The organism is Pandoraea sp. XY-2 (genome assembly GCF_004193915.1).
Taxonomy (GTDB): Bacteria; Pseudomonadota; Gammaproteobacteria; order Burkholderiales; family Burkholderiaceae; genus Pandoraea; species Pandoraea cepalis.
In genome coordinates this window covers 2417253-2435743 of the sequence record NZ_CP030849.1, presented here as the reverse complement: position 1 = coordinate 2435743, position 18491 = coordinate 2417253, and the positions used below count along the sequence as shown (strand labels likewise).

General features: G+C 61.3%; 17 protein-coding genes and 7 pseudogenes. 11 read left to right on the top strand and 13 right to left on the bottom strand.

Going from position 1 to position 18491, the window contains the following annotated elements:
* Positions 1–48: 48 nt before the first annotated feature.
* Positions 49–1220: pseudogene (locus DRB87_RS11085) on the top strand (YncE family protein).
* Positions 1221–1306: 86 nt separating this feature from the next.
* Here the strand turns inward: DRB87_RS11085 and DRB87_RS11080 are convergent.
* On the bottom strand, positions 1307–1519 hold the full coding sequence (locus DRB87_RS11080; protein ID WP_240756253.1) for a hypothetical protein: 213 nt from the start codon (positions 1517–1519) through the stop codon (positions 1307–1309).
* On the opposite strand from DRB87_RS11080, the pseudogene DRB87_RS23255 reads away from it, so the two are divergent.
* The 9 genes and pseudogenes from DRB87_RS23255 to DRB87_RS11040 form a co-directional block, all read left to right on the top strand.
* A pseudogene (locus tag DRB87_RS23255) lies at positions 1481–1697 on the top strand (IS3 family transposase); the annotation flags it as partial. The gene DRB87_RS11080 and the pseudogene DRB87_RS23255 sit on opposite strands and share 39 nt — an antisense overlap.
* A gap of 871 nt (positions 1698–2568) precedes the next feature.
* On the top strand, positions 2569–3078 hold the full coding sequence (locus DRB87_RS11075; RefSeq protein WP_130025929.1) for a hypothetical protein: 510 nt from the start codon (positions 2569–2571) through the stop codon (positions 3076–3078).
* Positions 3079–3209: 131 nt separating this feature from the next.
* The gene (locus tag DRB87_RS11070; protein ID WP_094069185.1) at positions 3210–5342 is read left to right on the top strand and encodes a heavy metal translocating P-type ATPase; all 2133 of its coding nucleotides are present in this window, start codon (positions 3210–3212) and stop codon (positions 5340–5342) included.
* Positions 5339–5557 carry a hypothetical protein gene (locus tag DRB87_RS11065; RefSeq protein WP_094068918.1) on the top strand — a complete coding sequence of 73 codons (219 nt, stop codon included), beginning with the start codon at positions 5339–5341 and terminating at the stop codon, positions 5555–5557. The genes DRB87_RS11070 and DRB87_RS11065 overlap by 4 nt, the downstream gene beginning before the upstream one ends.
* Before the next feature lie 191 nt (positions 5558–5748).
* Entirely contained in the window at positions 5749–6012 is a 264-nt protein-coding gene (locus DRB87_RS11060; RefSeq protein WP_017234527.1) for a DUF2933 domain-containing protein, read from the top strand.
* Between the two features lie 2 nt (positions 6013–6014).
* On the top strand, positions 6015–6677 hold the full coding sequence (locus tag DRB87_RS11055) for an isoprenylcysteine carboxylmethyltransferase family protein (protein WP_130025927.1): 663 nt from the start codon (positions 6015–6017) through the stop codon (positions 6675–6677).
* Between the two features lie 52 nt (positions 6678–6729).
* Positions 6730–6951, top strand: a complete 222-nt coding sequence (locus DRB87_RS11050; protein WP_240756301.1) for a hypothetical protein — start codon at positions 6730–6732, stop codon at positions 6949–6951.
* Positions 6952–7088: 137 nt separating this feature from the next.
* A pseudogene (locus DRB87_RS11045) lies at positions 7089–7933 on the top strand (YgcG family protein).
* Complete coding sequence (locus tag DRB87_RS11040; protein ID WP_206100089.1) at positions 7927–8433, top strand: TPM domain-containing protein; 507 nt, start codon at positions 7927–7929, stop codon at positions 8431–8433. Before DRB87_RS11045 ends, DRB87_RS11040 begins: the two are co-directional and overlap by 7 nt.
* An 18-nt stretch (positions 8434–8451) precedes the next feature.
* Here the strand turns inward: DRB87_RS11040 and DRB87_RS11035 are convergent, their stop codons facing one another.
* The 9 genes and pseudogenes from DRB87_RS11035 to DRB87_RS11000 all read right to left on the bottom strand — a co-directional run.
* Positions 8452–9852 (bottom strand): heavy metal sensor histidine kinase, encoded by a 1401-nt coding sequence (locus DRB87_RS11035; RefSeq protein ID WP_094067654.1) that lies wholly within the window; start codon positions 9850–9852, stop codon positions 8452–8454.
* The gene (locus tag DRB87_RS11030; RefSeq protein ID WP_094067655.1) at positions 9849–10520 is read right to left on the bottom strand and encodes a heavy metal response regulator transcription factor; all 672 of its coding nucleotides are present in this window, start codon (positions 10518–10520) and stop codon (positions 9849–9851) included. Before DRB87_RS11030 ends, DRB87_RS11035 begins: the two co-directional genes overlap by 4 nt.
* Positions 10521–10644: 124 nt before the next feature.
* Positions 10645–11568 carry a copper homeostasis membrane protein CopD gene (gene copD / locus DRB87_RS11025; protein ID WP_094067772.1) on the bottom strand — a complete coding sequence of 308 codons (924 nt, stop codon included), beginning with the start codon at positions 11566–11568 and terminating at the stop codon, positions 10645–10647.
* Positions 11569–11573: 5 nt separating this feature from the next.
* The gene (gene copC, locus DRB87_RS11020; protein ID WP_094067656.1) at positions 11574–11960 is read right to left on the bottom strand and encodes a copper homeostasis periplasmic binding protein CopC; all 387 of its coding nucleotides are present in this window, start codon (positions 11958–11960) and stop codon (positions 11574–11576) included.
* A 76-nt stretch (positions 11961–12036) separates the two neighbouring features.
* Entirely contained in the window at positions 12037–12468 is a 432-nt protein-coding gene (locus DRB87_RS11015; protein ID WP_255501473.1) for a copper resistance protein B, read from the bottom strand.
* On the bottom strand, positions 12399–12926 hold the full coding sequence (locus tag DRB87_RS23950; RefSeq protein WP_255501472.1) for a copper resistance protein B: 528 nt from the start codon (positions 12924–12926) through the stop codon (positions 12399–12401). The genes DRB87_RS11015 and DRB87_RS23950 overlap by 70 nt, the downstream gene beginning before the upstream one ends.
* Before the next feature lie 17 nt (positions 12927–12943).
* Positions 12944–14869 carry a copper resistance system multicopper oxidase gene (locus DRB87_RS11010; protein WP_130025924.1) on the bottom strand — a complete coding sequence of 642 codons (1926 nt, stop codon included), beginning with the start codon at positions 14867–14869 and terminating at the stop codon, positions 12944–12946.
* A 246-nt stretch (positions 14870–15115) separates the two neighbouring features.
* Positions 15116–15391: pseudogene (locus tag DRB87_RS11005) on the bottom strand (APC family permease); the annotation flags it as partial.
* Positions 15360–15593: pseudogene (locus DRB87_RS11000) on the bottom strand (IS110 family transposase); the annotation flags it as partial. The pseudogenes DRB87_RS11005 and DRB87_RS11000, both read right to left, overlap by 32 nt.
* A gap of 108 nt (positions 15594–15701) precedes the next feature.
* On the opposite strand from DRB87_RS11000, the pseudogene DRB87_RS10995 reads away from it, so the two are divergent.
* Positions 15702–16062, top strand: a pseudogene (locus DRB87_RS10995) (transposase); the annotation flags it as partial.
* 263 nt (positions 16063–16325) lie between these two features.
* Here DRB87_RS10995 and DRB87_RS10990 read toward each other — a convergent pair.
* The 3 genes and pseudogenes from DRB87_RS10990 to DRB87_RS10980 form a co-directional block, all read right to left on the bottom strand.
* Positions 16326–16525 (bottom strand): annotated as a pseudogene (locus tag DRB87_RS10990) (DUF1289 domain-containing protein).
* A 3-nt stretch (positions 16526–16528) separates the two neighbouring features.
* Positions 16529–17788 (bottom strand): CDF family Co(II)/Ni(II) efflux transporter DmeF, encoded by a 1260-nt coding sequence (gene dmeF / locus DRB87_RS10985; RefSeq protein ID WP_130025923.1) that lies wholly within the window; start codon positions 17786–17788, stop codon positions 16529–16531.
* 7 nt (positions 17789–17795) lie between these two features.
* Positions 17796–18071, bottom strand: a complete 276-nt coding sequence (locus DRB87_RS10980; RefSeq protein ID WP_017234408.1) for a metal/formaldehyde-sensitive transcriptional repressor — start codon at positions 18069–18071, stop codon at positions 17796–17798.
* Positions 18072–18491: the final 420 nt, after the last annotated feature.

Genomic DNA, 18491 nt, shown 5'->3' with positions numbered 1-18491 from the left:
CCGGCATCTAACTCTTCCTTACACATTCATCTGATAACGGAACTCACCATGCATCAGTGTTCTCGTCGCTTGTCGCTGCTTGTCTCGTCTGTTGGCGTTGCCCTAGCCGGTTTAGGCGTCACCTGCATAGCCTCCGCAGCAACGGCTATTGCTACCGTGGCCGACATGCCCCCGTGGTGGACGCAAGCAACCTGTACAGTGAAGCAGGCGCCGGCCACTTCAGCGCGACGGTGGCGGATGCGCTGCCGCGGATCTATGTGCCCAACCTGCGCTCCAACGACGTCTACGTGATTGATCCGGTGACGTTCAAGGTGGTGGGAAAGTTTCACGTCGGCTACAGCCCGCAACACGTCGTTCCGTCATGGGACCTGAAGACGCTATGGGTAGCCAACAACGCCGAAGGCCGCCCCGACGGAAGCCTGACGCCGATCGATCCGAGGACAGGCAAGCCCGGCAAGGAACTCAAGGTTGACGATCCCTATAACATGTACTTCACGCCGGACGGCAAGGAAGCGATCGTGGTGGCGGAAGCCCATGCTCGGCTGGACTTTCGCGATCCGCACACGATGGCGCTGAAGTCGAGCCTGTCCGTGCCAGAGTGCAAGGGCATCAACCATGCTGATTTGTCGATCGACGGCAGGTACGCGCTCTTTACCTGTGAGTTCGGCGGGAAGCTGGCCAAGATTGATCTCGTCAATCGCAAGGTCATCGGTTATCTTGAGCTGGAAAAGAAGGGTATGCCGCAGGACATCCGCGTCTCGCCGGATGGCAAGGTGTTCTATGTCGCGGACATGATGGCCGCCGGGGTCTTTGTGATCGATGGCGATACCTTCACGAAGACGGGCTTCATCAGGACCGGCGTCGGCGCGCATGGGTTGTACCCGAGTCGCGACGGCACCCATCTGTACATCGCGAATCGCGGCTCCAATCGTGTGCACGGGCCGCGCCATGGCAAAGGCAGCGTGTCCGTGCTAGATTTTGCGACACGCAAGGTGGTCGCGACCTGGCCGATTCCGGGCGGCGGCAGTCCGGACATGGGCAATGTCAGCGCGGACGGCAAGACACTGTGGCTGTCCGGCCGGTACGACGACGTGGTCTACGCGATGGATACGACAACCGGTGCCGTCCGCTCCATTCCAGTCGGCATGGAACCGCACGGCCTGACCGTCTGGCCGCAACCCGGTCGCTATTCGCTGGGCCACACGGGCAATATGCGCTGACTACGAATAGCATCTATTTGGCCGGCGATTTCGTGTAGATCCCTTGCTCACGAGCGCGCCGTGAAGGCGCGCTTTCGACAGGGCTATCATTTCGCGGTACTCCCCAACAATCGGGGCTCACTCATCCACATCGCCGCGATGACACCGAACGCGAAGGCCCGGCCCGCGACCAGCCTCATGGTGGCAGCCAGGCCGAACAGGTCGGCGGTGATGCCGACTAGCAGAGCCCCGACTGCATAGCCGAGATCACGCCAGAGCCGGTACGCGATGCTGGGCTGGTTCGCTCGATGTCCCACCAAGGATGCTCTCCCGGTAACGCGGCCTACGAAGGCTTCTTTGAGGCGCTGAAGACGGAGTTGATCAATTCATCGATGTCGTTGCCCATACATCCGCTCGTATAACGCAAAGCGGATCAAGGTCTCCCTCGGCTCACTCAGCCCGCTCGAATGCCGCGAAAGTTTCGGAATTGCGGCATAAACCGGTCCAAGATTTGGTCCGCCCCAGTGGGCCAGTTCCAACTCGGCGTTGACACTTCGGCCAATTGTCTGTTGCTGGGTGGACATGAAGTCGTCAGTTTTAACTCCGTGCCACAGGCGCGCTGCGCCTGCGCATGTTCACGGTAGCTCATTGGCTCAACGTCAAGCAATCGAATGCGCAGTGACGTGTGCGTCAGTTGCCCCACCTCCACCGAACCCGTCTCGACGGTAATCGCCATCGAAGCTTCCCAACCCGTCAGCGCTACGCCATCCGGTCGGCGCTTCGTCTACGAGTGTGAAGAGAAGCCCGATGATGCCCGCGATGGCCCCAAGCCATACCAGTCCGGAAACACACCAAGCGATACCCCGATAATCCCGCCGACAACGATGCCCTGTGGCCCTCGATCTGCCTTGCCTCGCAAGGCGCCACTCCACACCAGCAGAATTAGCAGAATCGCCAGCAATAACTGCTGCATCGCGTCGGTGAGATCGCTCGCGTGATCGGTTGACGCGTGCAAGGGGGCTTCGGCAAGGGCACCAGACGCGGCAAGCGCAGATCCGACCGCTGTCAGCCAGCCCCGTAGCATTGATGACAACATTGCCCACACCCTCCTGGTTTGCACGTGACTGCCCCATCGCCGCGGAGTCAATTACATCCTAGGCAGCAGCTAGGGCGTGCCGGTTGACGAAAGTCAAGCCCACAATGGCCACATCATCGGCCCATTTTTCAGGTCGTTCGACATGAACCAATCGCGCATTCAATTAACAAGTGCCCCGAGTTTGACGGCCGTCAATCAGCAAAGATGCGAAGCGGCGATACTGGATCTGCATGTCCCCATCTCGTCTCATTACAGTCCTAAGGGGCTTTCACCATGGCCAACATGAGATTCAATGCACTCGTCGCCGCATTTTCCCTCCTTGTGGCGATGCCGTCCGCGTTCCCCGCAGCAACGGCACCGGGTACAAACCACGACCATAGCCACGGCAGGGCGGGTGCGGCGAAGCGTGTGGCGCCCCCTCAACCGAGAAGCGCCGAACTCGACGACCAGATCGCACACCTGCGTGCGATAAGGATGAGGCTGTCGCGCGCCGAGACCCCGCAAGCGCGTCAGGCGCTGCTGGAAGAGCGCGCGGTGGTGATGCAGGCTGCGATGCACACCATGCACGAAAGCCTAGGAATGCCTGAACCGGGCGCAATGCGCTCAGCCACCATCAGACAAGGCACTCAAACGCGGGCATGCCGGGAGATGACATCTCAGCACTTGGACCTCATGCAGGAAATGATGCAATCAATGATGGGTTCCCAGAGCATGGGAGAGGGGACCGGCAGTGACATGGGGCGCGGAATGGGGAGCGGAATGGGCGGGATGATGGGCAGATAGTCGATGCGTCTGCCGAACACGCCTATCGGCAGATCCGGGCCCAGCGACGTCAAACCATTCGCGTATTCGAAATGGCCATGCACAGCGATCATGCCGGACAACACGCTAGCAACGCATCTCGCGCAAGTGAGATGCGACTCGCGAAGGATCCGATCTGCGGGATGATGGTCGACAAGGCCACCGCCTTATCGTCGGAGCGAAGCGGGCGCACGTACTACTTCTGCAGTCAAGGGTGCCTGCAAACGTTCGAGTCGCCGGAAACGGAATTGAAGGCGATGAAAACGCGCGTCACCATCGCCTTGACCGGCGTGCTCGCGCTGGCAGTGTTGCGCGCCGGTGCGTTCCTCGCGCTGGCCGCCGGGGCAACGCTCCTGACATGGGCGCCGATTCCGGCGCTGCCGTGGTTCACATGGGGAATCTGGCTCTTCCTGCTGGTGACGCCCGTGCAGTTCATCGGCGGCTGGAGTTTCTACAAGGGCGCATGGAACGCGATCCGCACGCGCAACATCAACATGGACTTCCTGATCGCGCTGGGCACTTCGGTCGCGTATGCATACAGCATCGTCGTCCTGTTCTTTCCGTCCTGGTTGCCTGTCAGAGTCGCCGAGCGCGATGTCTACTTCGAGGTATCTGCGGTCATCATTGCCTTTGTGCTGTTGGGCAGATACATGGAAGAGATCATCAAGAAAAAATCCTCTGCCGCAGTACGTCGCCTGCTTGACCTGAAGCCGGCCAAGGCCCATGTGATTCGCGAGGGTCACGAGGTCGAGATTCCCGCAGAAAGCATCATGGTCTCGGAACGGGTGGTGGTGCGCCCGGGCGAGAAGATACCCACCGATGGCACCGTCACCGAGGGGCAATCCAGCGTTGACGAATCGATGCTGACCGGTGAGTCGATGCCGGTCGACAAAGCCCTCGGTGCCAAAGTCATCGGCGGCACACTCAACCGATCGGGTGCGTTTACGTTCCAGGCGACCAAGATTGGCGCGGACACCGCACTGGCCCAGATCATCAAGATGGTGGAGGATGCGCAGGCGAGCTCGGCACAGGTCCAACGTCTGGCCGACCGGGTGACGGGCTACTTTGTGCCGGCTGTCGTGGGCGTCGCGCTGCTGGCGATCGTCGGTTGGACGCTTGCGGGGCATTTCCCACAAGGGGTGCTTGCCTTCATCGCGGTGTTGATCATTTCCTGTCCGTGCGCGCTGGGCGTGGCAACGCCTGCGGCCTTGATGGTCGGCGTGGGAAAGGGGGCGGATTCGGGCATCCTGATCCGCGGCGGCGAGGTTCTGGAACGTGCCGAAAAACTCAGTACCGTCGTCTTCGACAAGACCGGCACGATCACGCGCGGCGAACCGACCGTGACCGACATCGTGCCCCTCGGGCGTCACCAGGAGGCCGACCTGCTTGCGCTGGCCGCTGCCGTGGAATCCGGCTCCGAGCATCCGCTCGGTCAAGCCATCGTCCGCGCCGCGCAGCATCGTCGGTTACCGATCCTCAAGGCGAGCCATATTCAGGCGCTCTCGGGAATGGGCATTCAAGGCGAGGTCGACGCACGGCGGGCCTGGCTGGGGAACCGGCGCATGCTGGCATTACAGGGCGGGGCGATCGAGACGGCCGAAGCGATGCTGGCCGGCCTGGAAGCCGACGGCAAGACCGCCATGCTCGTGGGCAGCGGGCAGGATCTCCTCGGCATCGTCGCCGTGGCCGACACAGTGAAGCCCGAGGCGTCGCAAGCCATCGCCCTGCTCAAGGCACGCGGTATCGGGGTTGTGCTCTTGAGCGGCGACAACACGCGGACCGCGCAAGCGATCGGGCGGCAGGTGGGGATCGACCGCGTGATCGCGGAAGTCATGCCGGACGACAAGGTCAAGACCATCCAGCGCTTGCAGGCGGAAGGGGAGGTGGTCGCCATGGTCGGCGACGGGGTCAACGACGCGCCGGCGCTGGCGGCGGCCGACATCGGCATCGCCATTGGATCGGGTTCGGACGTCGCCAAGGAGACCGGCAGCATCATTCTCATCCGTGACGACGTGCGCGACGTGGCCGCCTCCATCGAGCTGTCGCGAGCCACGATGCGCAAGATCAAGCAAAACCTCTTCTGGGCCTTCTTCTACAACACGATCGGCATTCCGATCGCGGCGTTGGGGCTACTCAATCCCATCGTCGCGGCCGCGGCCATGTCGCTGTCATCGCTGAGCGTGGTCGCCAACTCGGCGATGCTCAAGCGCGTCCGCCTGAGCGGCCACGAGGAGGTGATGACATGAAGTTCGCCGTCGGGATCTGTGCGACGTTGGCAACGCTACTGGCCATCGCCATCCTTTATGCGTACGGCATTTCGCTTCTGTCGGTGCTGGTGGCCCTGTTGGTGCTGTCCTGCCCCGTCTGGGTGATCTGGATGAGCTTGCGTATTTCGCGGCGAACCGAGCTAGATATCCATGCCGCGGTGGACCAGGAATTGAAATCCCGCAACAAGCCATGAGAACGAGGGCGCAAATGAACTGGCTTTCACAAGACCTGATTCCGTCGATTCCGCAAATACCCTCGCGGCCGGCGTCGCGGGCAATGCTTTCAACAAAACCTTGCTGGCCTTGCACATCGGCATCCTCCCGGGAAGGCGGGGCGGCTGGGCGGGGCGCGCTATTGTCGATAACCTGACGACCGGGAGTGCATATGAACAACCAGATGCCTCAGCAGGAAACGTCGCACGAGGCTCACAGGACATTGTCCAGGTCCAGGTGGGTTCTGATCGGCTTCCTGATCGTCATTGCGTATTTCCTGTTCACGGAGCACCGGGCTCACGTCATTCCGTACCTGCCGTTCCTTCTGTTCGCCGCCTGTCCGTTGATGCATCTCTTCATGCATCACGGTCACCACCACGGCCATCGGCATTCGGGAGAAAGACCGTCCCGGCGTGTGGACGGAAAAGGGGAGTAAACATGCAGCACGATACTCAACCCGGGTATGGTCTATGGTGGCTGGTGTTCGTCAATTCGGCCATCTTCATCATCTTCGCTTTCAGCTTCACCAAACCCCGGACCTCGCGCGACTGGCGCTCCTTCGGCGCATTCTCGGCGTTTCTCGTAGCACTGTTCACGGAGATGTACGGATTCCCACTCACGATCTATCTCATGTTGCCCTGGTTGAACAAGCATTTTCCGGGGATTGATTTCCTCTCACACGACGCGGGACATTTGCTCGAGATGATGTTCGGCTGGCGCACGAATCCACACTTTGGGCCGTTCCACCTGGTGAGCAACGGGCTGATTTTTGGCGGATTTGTCATGCTCGCCTCTGCCTGGCGGGTACTGTATCTGGCCCAAGCGCAGCATCGGCTCGCAACCACCGGACTCTATGCACGCATGCGCCATCCCCAGTACGCGGCGTTCTTCCTGATCATGCTGGGTTTTCTGATTCAGTGGCCGACGCTCCTCACCCTGCTCATGTTTCCTGTGCTGGTCTGGATGTATGTCCATCTCGCGTTGGCGGAGGAGCGTGAGGCCGTCGCCGAGTTTGGCCAGGAATACGCCAGTTATTGCCGTCGAACCCCACGATTCATCCCGCGATGGGGAAACACGGCACCCAGCGCACGTCCTCACTGACATCAGCGGCCCGGCGGGACGCCGCGACAAAGCCACCAAGGAGATTATCGTGATGGTTCATTGGTTCGATATGGCGGGATACGGCGTGGTCCATTGGTTGACCTTCGCCGTCATGGCGCTGGTGCTGATTTATCCGATCGGTCGAATTCTGATGCGGATCGGCCTGTCGCCCTTTTGGGCGATACTGGCGTTCGTGCCCTTGTTCAATCTGATCGGGCTTTGGCTGCTTGCGTTTGTCGAGTGGCCGAGGCAGGACGCAAGGCGTTCCAGCTAACGGCGTTCCGACTTGACGGCGATGCGTCTCGGATACCAGGCACCGCCCGACGTCGCGGTGGCGAAGGCGTCGGCGATCGCCAATCCGCTGCGAGTCAAGTTCAACGCATATCCCGTCAGCCCCTCCGGGAGGTCAACGTGAAATGGCTTCAGGCAGTCAAAGGCTTGTTCCCCGCGCTGCTCCTTTGCGTGTGCTTTGGGGCGAGCGCCGAAGTTGCCATTCCCCCATTGACCGCCCGTGTCACCGACCTGACCGGCACATTGACCCCTGAACAGACGGCCGCCCTGGAGCAAAAGCTGCAAGCCTTCGAGGCCGAGAAGGGCAGTCAGATCGGCATTCTGATCGTACCGACCACGCAATCCGAAGATATTGCCCAGTACTCCATTCGGGTCGTCGAACAATGGAAGCTCGGGCGCAAGGGCACGGATGACGGCGTGCTGCTGATTGTCGCCAAGGACGACCGGCGAGTGCGCATCGAGGTCGGCTACGGTCTCGAGGGCGTGCTCACCGACGCCATCAGCAACCGGATCATCAACGAGGACATCGTTCCACGCTTCCAGCAAGCCGACTTCTATGGCGGCGTGAGCGCTGGCGTCGAACGCATCATAGGCGTTGTCAACGGCGAGCCGTTACCGCCACCGAAGCGCGCCAGCGGTGACGTAAGCGGCTCGGTGCGCCCCTTCCTGCCGGTCCTTCTGGTGCTGACGCTGGTCGTTGGCGGCGTGCTTCGATCGATTCTCGGTCGGGGTCCCGGCGCCGTCGCCACGGGCGGCGTTGTCGGCGTCATCGGCTGGATACTGTCCGGAACGCTCGTCCTTGGGGTACTCGCCGGCGCGATCGCCCTCTTCTTTACGATGTTTGGCGGGTCCCATCTCGGGTTCCGGGGAATTGGCGGCATGGGCGGCTTCGGCGGGTCCGGGCGGGGCGGATTCGGGGGGGCGGCGGTGGATTCGGCGGCGGTGGCACCTCGGGGAGATGGTGATGCCAAACTTCGGGCGCATGGGGCGACACCTGCTGATGACGCACTGGAAGGTCAGGCAAACCTTCCCGCGCAAAGCGCTGAAGGCGATCGAGCGGGCCATCTCGGCCGGCGAAGCCAGCCATATCGGTCAACTCTGCTTTGTCGTCGAAGGCGCGCTGAGCTGGGCCGGACTGCTCAAGGGGCTCACCGCCCGCGAACGGGCCATCGAAGTCTTCTCCCAACAACGCTTGTGGGATACCGAGCACAACAATGGCGTTCTGATTTACCTGCTGCTGGCGGACCGCAGTGTCGAGATCGTGGCGGATCGCGGTATCCATCAAAAAGTTGGCACGCGAGAATGGAAGGCCGTATGCCGGCAAATGGAAACCGCTTTTCAGATAAGCGAATACGAAGCGGGTGTCATCGCCGGCGTCGAGTCCATTGGTCGGCATCTGCGGCAACACTTCCCGGCAAAAGGCGTTGGCAAGAACGAGCTGAGCGACAAGCCCGTGGTCTTGTAACGGGGCGAGTGGGCGCCGTTATGCGCCCGGTTGACGCGGAAACCGCAAGGTGAAGGTGGTTTTGCCCTCCGAGCTCACGACATCGACCTTGCCGCGGTGAAGTTCCACGATGGATTTGACGATCGCCAGGCCAAGCCCCGTGTTTTTCGCGGATCCGTGGCGAGACGGATCGACGCGATAGAAGCGCTCGAAGATTTTCTCGATATGTTCGGGGGCGATGCACTCCCCGAGGTTCATCACGCTGACGATGGCGTGGCGCGAGGATTCACGGGCGCAAAGCGTAATGGCGGTGCCGGCAATGGCATGCGCCAGCGCGTTCGATACGAGGTTGCTCACAGCACGCCGAAACATGCCCGCGTCCGCCCAGATGCGTGCGTCTGCCTCGACAACGATGTCGACGCCAGCCTCCTCCGCCAGTCCCTGAAAGTAAGACGCAAGCCTGAGCAGTTCGCTTTGCGCATCGAGCGTGCCAAGCGCCAAGTGCTGTGTGGCATTATCGGTGCGAGCGAGGAACAGCATATTCTCCGTCATGCGCTGGAGCCGCTCGCATTCTTCGATGTTGGAGTCGATAAGCGCCTCGTACTCCTCGATCGTGCGCGTGCGCGATAACGTGATTTGCGATGAGCTGATGACGTTGGCAAGCGGCGTGCGCATATCGTGCGCGAGATCGGACGAGAATTGCGAAAGCCTCACAAACGCGCGTTCCAGCCGGTCCAGCATCCGATTGACAGACAGTGCGATGTCCTGAAGTTCCAGCGGTCCACCGCGAATGTCGAGTCGCTCGCCGAGATTGTGCGCTTCGATGCGAGAGGTCTGGCGACCGATGCTCCTCACCGGCCGGAACCCGCGACTGGCAATGGCATACCCCAATGTGCCGACCAGCACCGCCCCTGCGGCCATCGCAAGAAGTACGTCAATGCGGTACCTGTCGAGCAGCGATCGGCGATCGGACGCCGTGCGCACGAGCGAGACGCGAACCGTGCCGCCCCCCGGCAACACCTCCTGCCCGGAGATGCATCGCGACAGACCGATTCCCTCGGGCTCGCACGTATAGGGCACGCCCAACGCGTGGTGCGATGTCACGACGGGCAACAGGTCCACCGCATCCAAGTCCGAGTGTTCCACCAACGGCGTGTTGTTCTCGTCAAAGATGCCGAGATAAACCCCTGGGTGCGAGAGCAGCACCTCGTGGAAGAGCGTGGGATTGGACCGTACCGCCGCCATCGAGCCCTGATCGCGAATGAGCTGGAGGAACTGGTTCAGCTTGCCGGTAATTTCGATGTCGTCGCGCCGCTGCAGCTCGGTGGCCAACGAATCATAGAGGAACGTGCCCACCAGGGCGAATACGAGTATGGCGACCGTCGAAAACGCCACCGTCAGACGGCGCAGCAGGGAGTAGGGCCTGGCGTCGAAGCTCACGAGCGATCCTCGAGCACGTAGCCCATCCCACGGACCGTGTGCAGCAGCTTGTTCTCGAAGGCATTGTCGATCTTGGCGCGCAGCCGCTTGACGGCGACATCAACGACGTTCGTGTCACTGTCGAAGTTCATGTCCCATATCTGCGAGGTAATGAACGTTCGCGTCAGCACCTCGCCCTGGCGCTCGGCCAGCAACTGAAGCAGAGAGAATTCCTGCGCCGTGAGGTCGACCCGGATCTGCCCCCTGCGCACACGGCGCTTGATCAGGTCGATTTCAAGATCCGCGATGACCAGCGTGTCTCGCACACCCCGTGGAGCACGCCGCAGGAGTGATCGAATCCGGGCCAGGAATTCCGCGTAGGCGAACGGTTTCGACAGATAGTCGTCCGCACCCAGCTCCAGGCCGGTCACCTTGTCTTCCACGGTGTCCCGCGCCGTCAGCAGAAGCACGGGCGTCTGCTTTTGTATCCGCAGGCGCTTGAGGACTTCGAAGCCATCCAGTTCCGGGAGCATCACGTCAAGCACGATCAGATCGAAATCTTCATGCAACGCGAGAAACAACGCGTCTTTGCCGTTGTTCGCCGTGTCGACGGTATAGCTTGCCTCCATCAGACCCTTCCTGAGGTAGGCGGCCATTTTGGGCTCGTCTTCGACTATGAGTATGCGCATATCAGAATTGGGCGGGCCGGCGGCCGATGCCGCCAGGGCCGTGGGTGGGCGTCATCCGCGCAGCGAGGCATTATCCCATGCCCGGCCTGGACGTCCGCGGCGCATGCCGCGGCGTCCCTCCCGGTCATTCGGGGCTCAACGTGCCTAGCGCCGCGACCACAGCGAGGATCGCCGTGGCAGCGTTGGCTTCGATAAAGAGACTCCGGCGCAGCGCGGATATCGCCCCCTGGAAATCCCCGCTTTGTACCCGGATCTCGAGCAAGGGCGCCAAATGGTAGCGATTCGCCGCCGCGAGGCCGAGCATCAGGCCAAAGAGTGCCAGCTTCACGACGAGCAACTGCCCATAGGAGGTGGTGAACAGACCGCTCAACGTGGGACCGACGATCATGCCGTAGTTGATCAGTCCGGTGGCGACGAGCGTCACGACGATCATGGCGCCCACGACCGCAAAACTGTTCAGCGTCCGGCTCAACAGGGCGATGCGCGCTTGCGGCGTCGAATGATCCACGCGCAGTAGCAGCCCGAATGCCGTCAATGCGCCCACCCATCCGGCGGCCGCAATGAGGTGGAAGACATCGGACGTGAGGTGGAGGACACCTTTGTCCCCTTCGTCCATCACCCCGTGTCCGCCCCAGGCCAGCGTAACCAGCGCGATACCGCCGGAGACGGTGGCCACCGCCAGCGACGTCGTAGGGCGGCGTGCAAGGGCGAGCGCGGCGGCAAGACTTGCCGCCAGGGCGGCGATGCGAGCCAGCCACGCCGCGCCGAAGGCCGTACCGGAGATCAGCATCGAAAACGCGTGCGCCCCGATCGAGGCGTAATCGGACGCGCCGGTCATGGCTTTGCCCATTACGATCATGCTGCCGACAGACAACGCGATGCCGATGGCAACCAGCGCCACGAGCAGCGAGCGCAGCGGCCTCACGAAATCCGTGGAATGTCGTTCATGGCGCCGCAACGCGTAGAGCCCGAAGAGCGGCAATCCGAAAAGCAGCATGAGATCCAGGTAGAGCGCGAACCGGACGGCGATGTTGACCCAACTGTCCATGCCGATCACTTCACCGTGAACGAAAGCTTCCCGGTCACCGGATGCGTGTCGGAAGAAATGGCGCGCCAGTCGACGCGATAGGTGCCGGCCGGCAGGGGTTGCGACGGCGCGATGACCATGACCTTGGGATCGTCGCTGCCCGACACCTTTGCGGCAACCCGCATCGGCGCATGGCTGGACATGCCCGGCATGCCCGTCATGACGAGCGCCGCGCCGGAAAATTGGGTCATCAGGTTCTCGGAAAAGTGCAGCTCGATCTTTTCCGGGGCAGCGCCTTCGGCATTTTCCTGCGGCGTCGAGGACAACAGCTTGGGATGCGCATAGGCGACCGAGGCAAGGGCTCCAGTGGCGGCGATCACCGCGAGGCGAGAGGCGACGTGTCGAAGATTCATCGGTAACTCCGTGGGTAATGGGTGAGGCAAAAAAGGGGGGGGGGGGACGTCGTGCGCCGGACGTGCGAACGCCGACTCAGAACCAGGCGCGAACGCCAGCGACAAAGGACACTTCGCTGCGTCGCTGGCCCTCTTGCTCGGCGAAACGCGCCGTATTTCCGTAGCTTCGGTCCCAGTTGACGCCGATATAAGGGGCGAACTGGCGATCGAGTTCATATCGCAGGCGCAAGCCGAGCGAGGTGGACGACAGGCCCGCACCGATACCCCGGCTCGCATCGTTCCTGCCGTAGATATTGATTTCCGCAGTCGGTTGAAGCACCAGTCGGTTGGTAATGAGCAACTCGTATTTGCCTTCCAGCCTGGCGGCGGTCTGCCCGGCCTGACCGACATAGGCGGTTGCCTCCACGTCTAAGTTGTACAGCGCGAGCCCCTGCAGGCCTAACGCGGCCCACGTCTGGGACCGTCCCGGCTTGAAGTCGTGGCGAACGCCCCGACCACGTCCCACCATGGACTGATCGCATGACCCCAAAGCGCCTGGACTTCCGCGCCCTCCAAACCATGTCCCGTCCGCTTGCCTTCCGAACGGATCCACAAGCGGTCGATATCGCCGCCCACCCAGGCTGTCCCTTCCCAGTTCAACGCATTGCCGCCGCCGGCGCGTTGCCATTCCAGTTTGTCGAACAGCACCAGGTAGTTGATCTGCGCGTCGCCCATATCGTGCATATGCCCGCCATGGAATACGGCATTGCGATCCGCGTCGGTGAGCGGCGGTACCGGAGACGCGGTCGGGGTCGATGCGGCGGGTTGCATGGGTTGAATCTCCACGTCCCCCGACGCGGCCTGATCGTGCGCGTGCGCCGGGGAAGCCGCCGACTGCGCAAGGGCAGGAACGGCGTGAGCGAAGGCGGCCGCCACGCCGAAGGCCAGGGCGATTGGGTGGAGGCGCCGCGGGATCGTCGACGACATCGGTTTATCCATTCGCATCATTCTTCCACGCGTACTTCGCGAAACATCCCCGTCTCCATATGGAAAAGCAGGTGGCAGTGATAGGCCCACCGCCCAAGGGCGTCGGCCGTGACGCGATAGCTTCGCTTCGACCCCGGGGCGATATCGATCGTATGCTTGCGCACCATGAACTTTCCTTCTTCGTCCTCCAGATCGCTCCACATGCCATGGAGATGAATCGGGTGCGTCATCATCGTGTCGTTGACCAGCACCAGCCTGACCCGCTCGCCGTACTTGAGGCGAATCGGCTTCGCGTCCGCAAACTTTACGCCATCGAACGACCAGGCGAACTTTTCCATGTGGCCGGTCAGGTGCAGTTCGATCGTGCGCGTCGGTTCACGTCCGTCGGGATCGGAAAATGCGCTCTTGAGGTCGGCATAGGTAAGCACGCGACGTCCGTTGTTGCGCAGTCCGATCCCCGGATCGGAGAGACGTGGCGTGGGGCTCATGGCTTGCGCATCGACCAGCGGATTTCCGCTTTCCGTTGCGGGATGCGATTGCATCGCACCCATGGCGCCCATGCCGGACATGGCTCCGTGATCCATGCCAGACATGCCCGCCGCAGCGCCGGTGGCCGATCCCGACATGCCGTCCATACCCGGCATCGCCCCCGAATCCGTGCCCGACGTGCCGTCCATGGTCTGCAGGTTTTCACCGCTCATGCTGGACATATCCATGCCCGGCATGGCGTTGGGATCCTTGGCAGGCGTGCCATCCATGGTCTGTATCGCTTCGTCGCTCGTGCTCGACATATCCATGCCGGGCATTGCGCTGTGATCCATGCCGCCCATGCCCATATCATCCATCGTGAGCAGCGGGCGCGGGTCGAGGGAGGGCACCTCGGCCGCCAAGCCTTCGCGCACGGCCAGCGTGCCGCGGGCAAAGCCGGTTCGATCCATCGACTGAGCAAAGATCGTATAAGCCGATCCATTTGCCGGTTCAACGATCACATCGTACGTTTCGGCGACCGCGATCCGGAACTCATCCACGCTGACCGGATTGACGTATTGCCCATCGGCCGCCACGACCGTCATCTTCAGGCCGGGGATTCGCACGTCGAAATAGGTCATGGCCGACCCATTGATAAAGCGCAGGCGGATGCGCTCGCCCGGGCAAAAGATGCCCGTCCAGTTGCCGTTGGGCGCCTGCCCGTTCATCAAATACGTGTACGTGTAGGCGCTGACGTCCGCCAGATCGGTCGGGCTCATGCGCATCTCTGCCCACATCTTTCGGTCGGCGATCGTCGCGCTCCACCCTTGGGTTCTGACGTCGTGAAAGAAGTCGGCGATCGTGCGCTGGTGAAAGTTGTAGTAATTGGACTGCTTCTTGAGCTTTGCCAGGATTCGCCGCGGGTCTTCATCCGTCCAATCGGAAAGCATGACCACGTAATCCCGGTCATACTTGAACGGCTCCGGATCCTTCGCGTCGATGACCAACGGGCCGTACACGCCCGTCTGCTCCTGCAAGGCCGAATGGCTGTGGTACCAATAGGTGCCGTGTTGCTTCACCCTGAAGCGATAGGTGAACGTTTCGCCGGGGTCGATACCGTTGAAGCTGAGCCCCGGAACGCCATCCATGTTGCTCGGCAGCAGGATGCCGTGCCAGTGAATGGAAGTCTGCGCCTGAAGCTTGTTCGCGACGCGCAGGGTAACGTCATCGCCTTCACGCCAGCGCAGGACCGGGCCGGGCAGGGTGCCGTTGATCAGTGTGGCCGTTCGTGTCTGGCCGGTAATGTTGATGGGGGTCTGACCAATATCGAGATCAAACTGGGTGCCCGTGAGCACATGGGGCTGGCCCGGGCTCGAGATCGCCCAGACTGGGGGACGCCACAGGCCAAGCCCGCCGGCAAGGCCGGCGGCCCCCAATCCCTTCACGAAGGTGCGTCTGCCGAAGTGCGTTTGCATGTATCCGTATCCGATTGTTTCGACAACGCCATTTGGAGCGATGTCCGTCAGTCGGTACCGCGGTACTGGCCCGGTCGGTACCTTGCGGTATGGGGCAAGATTATCCGGGCGCTGCCATCGATAACATGACGGCAAAATGACGAATTTGTCATGATGAAGACAGCCGCGGGGAGGCGATGCGCGAATTCCACCGCTCGCACGGGTCAGCGGGTGACCCGTGCGGCCAATGCCAGGCGCCCAGCCGGATCAGCCTCGCCGGGCTACCCAGATCTTTTTGCGGTTCAGCAGCAGCGGAACGATACCGATGAGAATGCCGGCCATGCCGACGACATTGGTGGCCCAGTCGAAGGTCGGGATGCTGTAGACCGCGATGAAAAAGAGGAAGAGCCCGCTTGCCACCGGCCAGATGACATGGGTCACGACGGCCCACGGACCCTGCGTCAGCACCTTGCGATAGTACCAGCCGCAAGCGACCCCGGTCAGCCCGAGGTAGAAGCCGCTCCCGAACCCTATGCATGGCAAGTACTGCCTGCTGCGTTTCGGTCTTTACGGTAACGTGCTTGCCCGGCTGTTGGACAGCTAGCCAGATCGCTCGCGCGTCCGCCGCATCGCTCTTGTTGCCGATGTTGAATGCCTTCACAAATCTCGGTGAGAGCAACCTGACCTGATGTCCCAGTTTGGTCAGTTCACGAGCCCAATGTTGCGCACCACCGCATGCCTCCATTCAGCAACTCATTCGGCGATGCCCATGGACATCATTCGAGCCTCCACATGCACGCAATCATGAGAGTTCGGCGCTGTCCATATATCGATAACTAATCCTTAGCCGGGGGAAAACGGTTTGCAACTGCGCCGCTACTGGAGCAGCGCCTGTTCTCAATGCGCGATAAAGTCACAGTGCACGCCGAGCCCCGAACGACGAATCCCCCGATGGGAGCATGAGACTGTGCTTGAAGCCGTCCAACGCTAGCTCGACAAGACTCCGGATGCGATGACAGTACGCAGGCGAACCGGTCGAACATGTCTTTGGGACGTTCAAGCACTGGATGGGCTACACACACTTCCTGGCACGCAGGCTGGCCAACGTGGGCACCGAGATGAGCTTGGATGTGCTCGCCTACAACCTCAAGCGAGTGCTGAAAACACTGGGGTTCTCGAAAACGATGAAAGCAATGCGGCTGACGGGTGCGTAAGCACCCGCCCTTTGCGCCTTCCGAGCGGACCGAAGACGACGGTGCGGAGGGCATCAGAGCCGTTCAGCAGATCGTCGTCACCAAATTGACCGCGGAAACAGTAAAACAAGGCAGGACTCGCAGGCCGCCGCGTATGCTGCGGATCAATCGGCGTTTCCTCACACCCTAGGCCGTTTCTGCCAGTGACAAGCTCCCCGCTCAAACGTCCGCAATACGGTGCACTCCGCCCCCCCCAGGCAGTGCCGGGGAACGCGTCTATTCCTTCAGCTTTTCACCTCAGCGACCTTTACCTCACGTGCTACCTTCGCCTGTCGCCGGGTCTTCTCATTGAGTATCTGATGACGCCGGCGGTCGTCATTTTCTTCCAGCCGCTGCTTTCGTCGGGCGTCCGAAAGCAGCCGATGCAAAGCCCGGTCTTACCATCGAACGCACAGACATCGATGCATGGCGATTTGACTGGCATCACTCAGGCCACTGCGCGGGTCGGGTTCACTTCGACCGTCACATGCGACAGTCCCTTGAAGCGCTTGAGTGCTGCGCGGTAGAAGCTCGGGTTGCGCCGCGATTCATCGGTGGCCACCGCAACGATCGCGCTCATATGCCCCGGACCGACGCGCCAGACATGGAGATCGAGCACGGTATCGCCGTTGTCTTCGATGACATGACGGACGTTCTCGGACATACGCTTGTCCGCATTCATGTCGAGCAGGATGCCGCCCGTATCGCGCATCAAGCCCCACGACCAGTTCGCAATCACCAGTGCGCCGATCACACCCGCAAGTGGGTCCATCCAGACCCAGCCGAAAGCACGCGCAAGCAGCAGTCCAATAATCGCCAGCACGGAAACCGCCGCGTCGGCAATCACGTGAATGTAGGCCGAGCGAATGTTGTGGTCACGGTTTGCTCCATCCTGAGCATCGGCGTGCTCGTGTTCTTCGAACAAGACTTGATGTTCACCATCGGGCAGGCGGACAACGGCCTTGAATGCATGGGGCTCAGGAATGTGGTCCTTCGACTCCAGATAGCCACCGCGATCGACAAGTGCGAACGTCTGGCGCGTGCCGTCGGGGCGGATCGTCGTAACCGAAGCAGCATCGGCGTTGAGCTTCGAAGAGTCCGTTTCTGGTGCAATGCGGAAGACAGGCGGCACCCCGTCTTCGAAGACCGATAAGGCGAATACGCCGGCGCTACCGAAGATGCGATGCACCTCTTCCTCGTGACTGTGGCCATGACTATGCCCGTGGCTATGTCCATGGCCGTGGTGATCGCCGCTTAGCAGCCAGACGCTCGCAAGATTAACCAGCAGTCCAAGTACGGCGATGGGGATCGCCTGACCAAAGTGGATGGGCACGGGCGAGAGAAAGCGCGAAACAGCTTCGTACGCGATCAGCAGCGCGATCATCGCGAGTACGATGGCGCTGGTAAAGCCCGCGAGATCTCCCAGCTTGCCGGTGCCAAATACGAAGCGGGAGTCGCCAGCATGCTTGCGGGCGTACGTATAAGCCAAAGCGGCGATGAGCATCGCTCCAGCGTGCGTTGACATGTGCAGACCGTCGGCGACGAGTGCGAGAGAGCCAAAAAGACTCCCGCCGACAATTTCAGCCACCATCATCGCACTGCACAGCGCAATCACCATCCAGGTTCTGCGCTCATTGTCTTCGTGGGCTGCGCCCAGAAAAATGTGATCGTGTCCCGCCCCGAAAGCGGCGTCCTCAAATTTGCTCATATCTCTCTCACTTGAAGTAGCTGTGCACCACTTCGATCAGTTGCTCGGTGCCGCTGCCGTGCTCGTCGTCGTGCGGTTCTGCGTCGACGAGATGCGTGCGGATGTGGTCTTCGAGAACGACCGCGAGCAGCCCGTTCATTGCACCCCGGCTGCTAGTGATGAGCTGAAGCACATCCATACATCCACGCTCCTCTTCAAGTGCTCGCTCAATGGCCTCGACCTGGCCCTTGATACGGCGAACCCGGTTGAGCAGCTTCTGCTTTTCGCGAATCGTATGGCTCACGGCCAGCCCCCAAATAGTGTAGGGGGCTATCTTACTACATATAGGGTACGGGGGTATACGTTTCTATCAAACGAGGGTTGAATGGAGCGTTGCCAGTGCGACGCTTCGCGCCAGAAAGTTTCAACCTGCCGGGTGTGGTGCTTTCGAATGGAATGCCAGCTTGGCAGTACGGAGGAAACATTCGGATGTCTCCGTTGCAGTGCTCGCGGGCGGTCGCTAATGGCCGTTTTGTGCCCTCGGAATCAACGATTGCCCCACTTCAGCCACTGCTGCGCCGCACAAGCCGAAACCAACCACAGAATCCGTATACCCCTCATTTCACGCTGGGACTGGCCCCGGCTATCGTGTTTGCCTATGTGCGCCTAGCAACGCGAAAAGAGGCTCGATTGATGGAGCGTTTTGGGCGGGCGTATGCGGACT

What these genes read in the sequence shown, in the direction of transcription:
- copD (WP_094067772.1), bottom strand. Translation starts at nt 11,568, where the DNA reads ATGGACAGTTGGGTCAACATCGCCGTCCGGTTCGCGCTCTACCTGGAT.
- DRB87_RS11010 (WP_130025924.1), bottom strand. Translation starts at nt 14,869, where the DNA reads ATGCAAACGCACTTCGGCAGACGCACCTTCGTGAAGGGATTGGGGGCC.
- DRB87_RS11040 (WP_206100089.1), top strand. Translation starts at nt 7,927, where the DNA reads ATGGTGATGCCAAACTTCGGGCGCATGGGGCGACACCTGCTGATGACG.
- copC (WP_094067656.1), bottom strand. Translation starts at nt 11,960, where the DNA reads ATGAATCTTCGACACGTCGCCTCTCGCCTCGCGGTGATCGCCGCCACT.
- DRB87_RS11075 (WP_130025929.1), top strand. Translation starts at nt 2,569, where the DNA reads ATGGCCAACATGAGATTCAATGCACTCGTCGCCGCATTTTCCCTCCTT.
- DRB87_RS11070 (WP_094069185.1), top strand. Translation starts at nt 3,210, where the DNA reads ATGCGACTCGCGAAGGATCCGATCTGCGGGATGATGGTCGACAAGGCC.
- DRB87_RS11030 (WP_094067655.1), bottom strand. Translation starts at nt 10,520, where the DNA reads ATGCGCATACTCATAGTCGAAGACGAGCCCAAAATGGCCGCCTACCTC.
- DRB87_RS11065 (WP_094068918.1), top strand. Translation starts at nt 5,339, where the DNA reads ATGAAGTTCGCCGTCGGGATCTGTGCGACGTTGGCAACGCTACTGGCC.
- DRB87_RS23950 (WP_255501472.1), bottom strand. Translation starts at nt 12,926, where the DNA reads ATGTCGTCGACGATCCCGCGGCGCCTCCACCCAATCGCCCTGGCCTTC.
- DRB87_RS11050 (WP_240756301.1), top strand. Translation starts at nt 6,730, where the DNA reads ATGGTTCATTGGTTCGATATGGCGGGATACGGCGTGGTCCATTGGTTG.
- DRB87_RS11055 (WP_130025927.1), top strand. Translation starts at nt 6,015, where the DNA reads ATGCAGCACGATACTCAACCCGGGTATGGTCTATGGTGGCTGGTGTTC.
- DRB87_RS11060 (WP_017234527.1), top strand. Translation starts at nt 5,749, where the DNA reads ATGAACAACCAGATGCCTCAGCAGGAAACGTCGCACGAGGCTCACAGG.
- dmeF (WP_130025923.1), bottom strand. Translation starts at nt 17,788, where the DNA reads ATGAGCAAATTTGAGGACGCCGCTTTCGGGGCGGGACACGATCACATT.
- DRB87_RS11015 (WP_255501473.1), bottom strand. Translation starts at nt 12,468, where the DNA reads ATGGTGGGACGTGGTCGGGGCGTTCGCCACGACTTCAAGCCGGGACGG.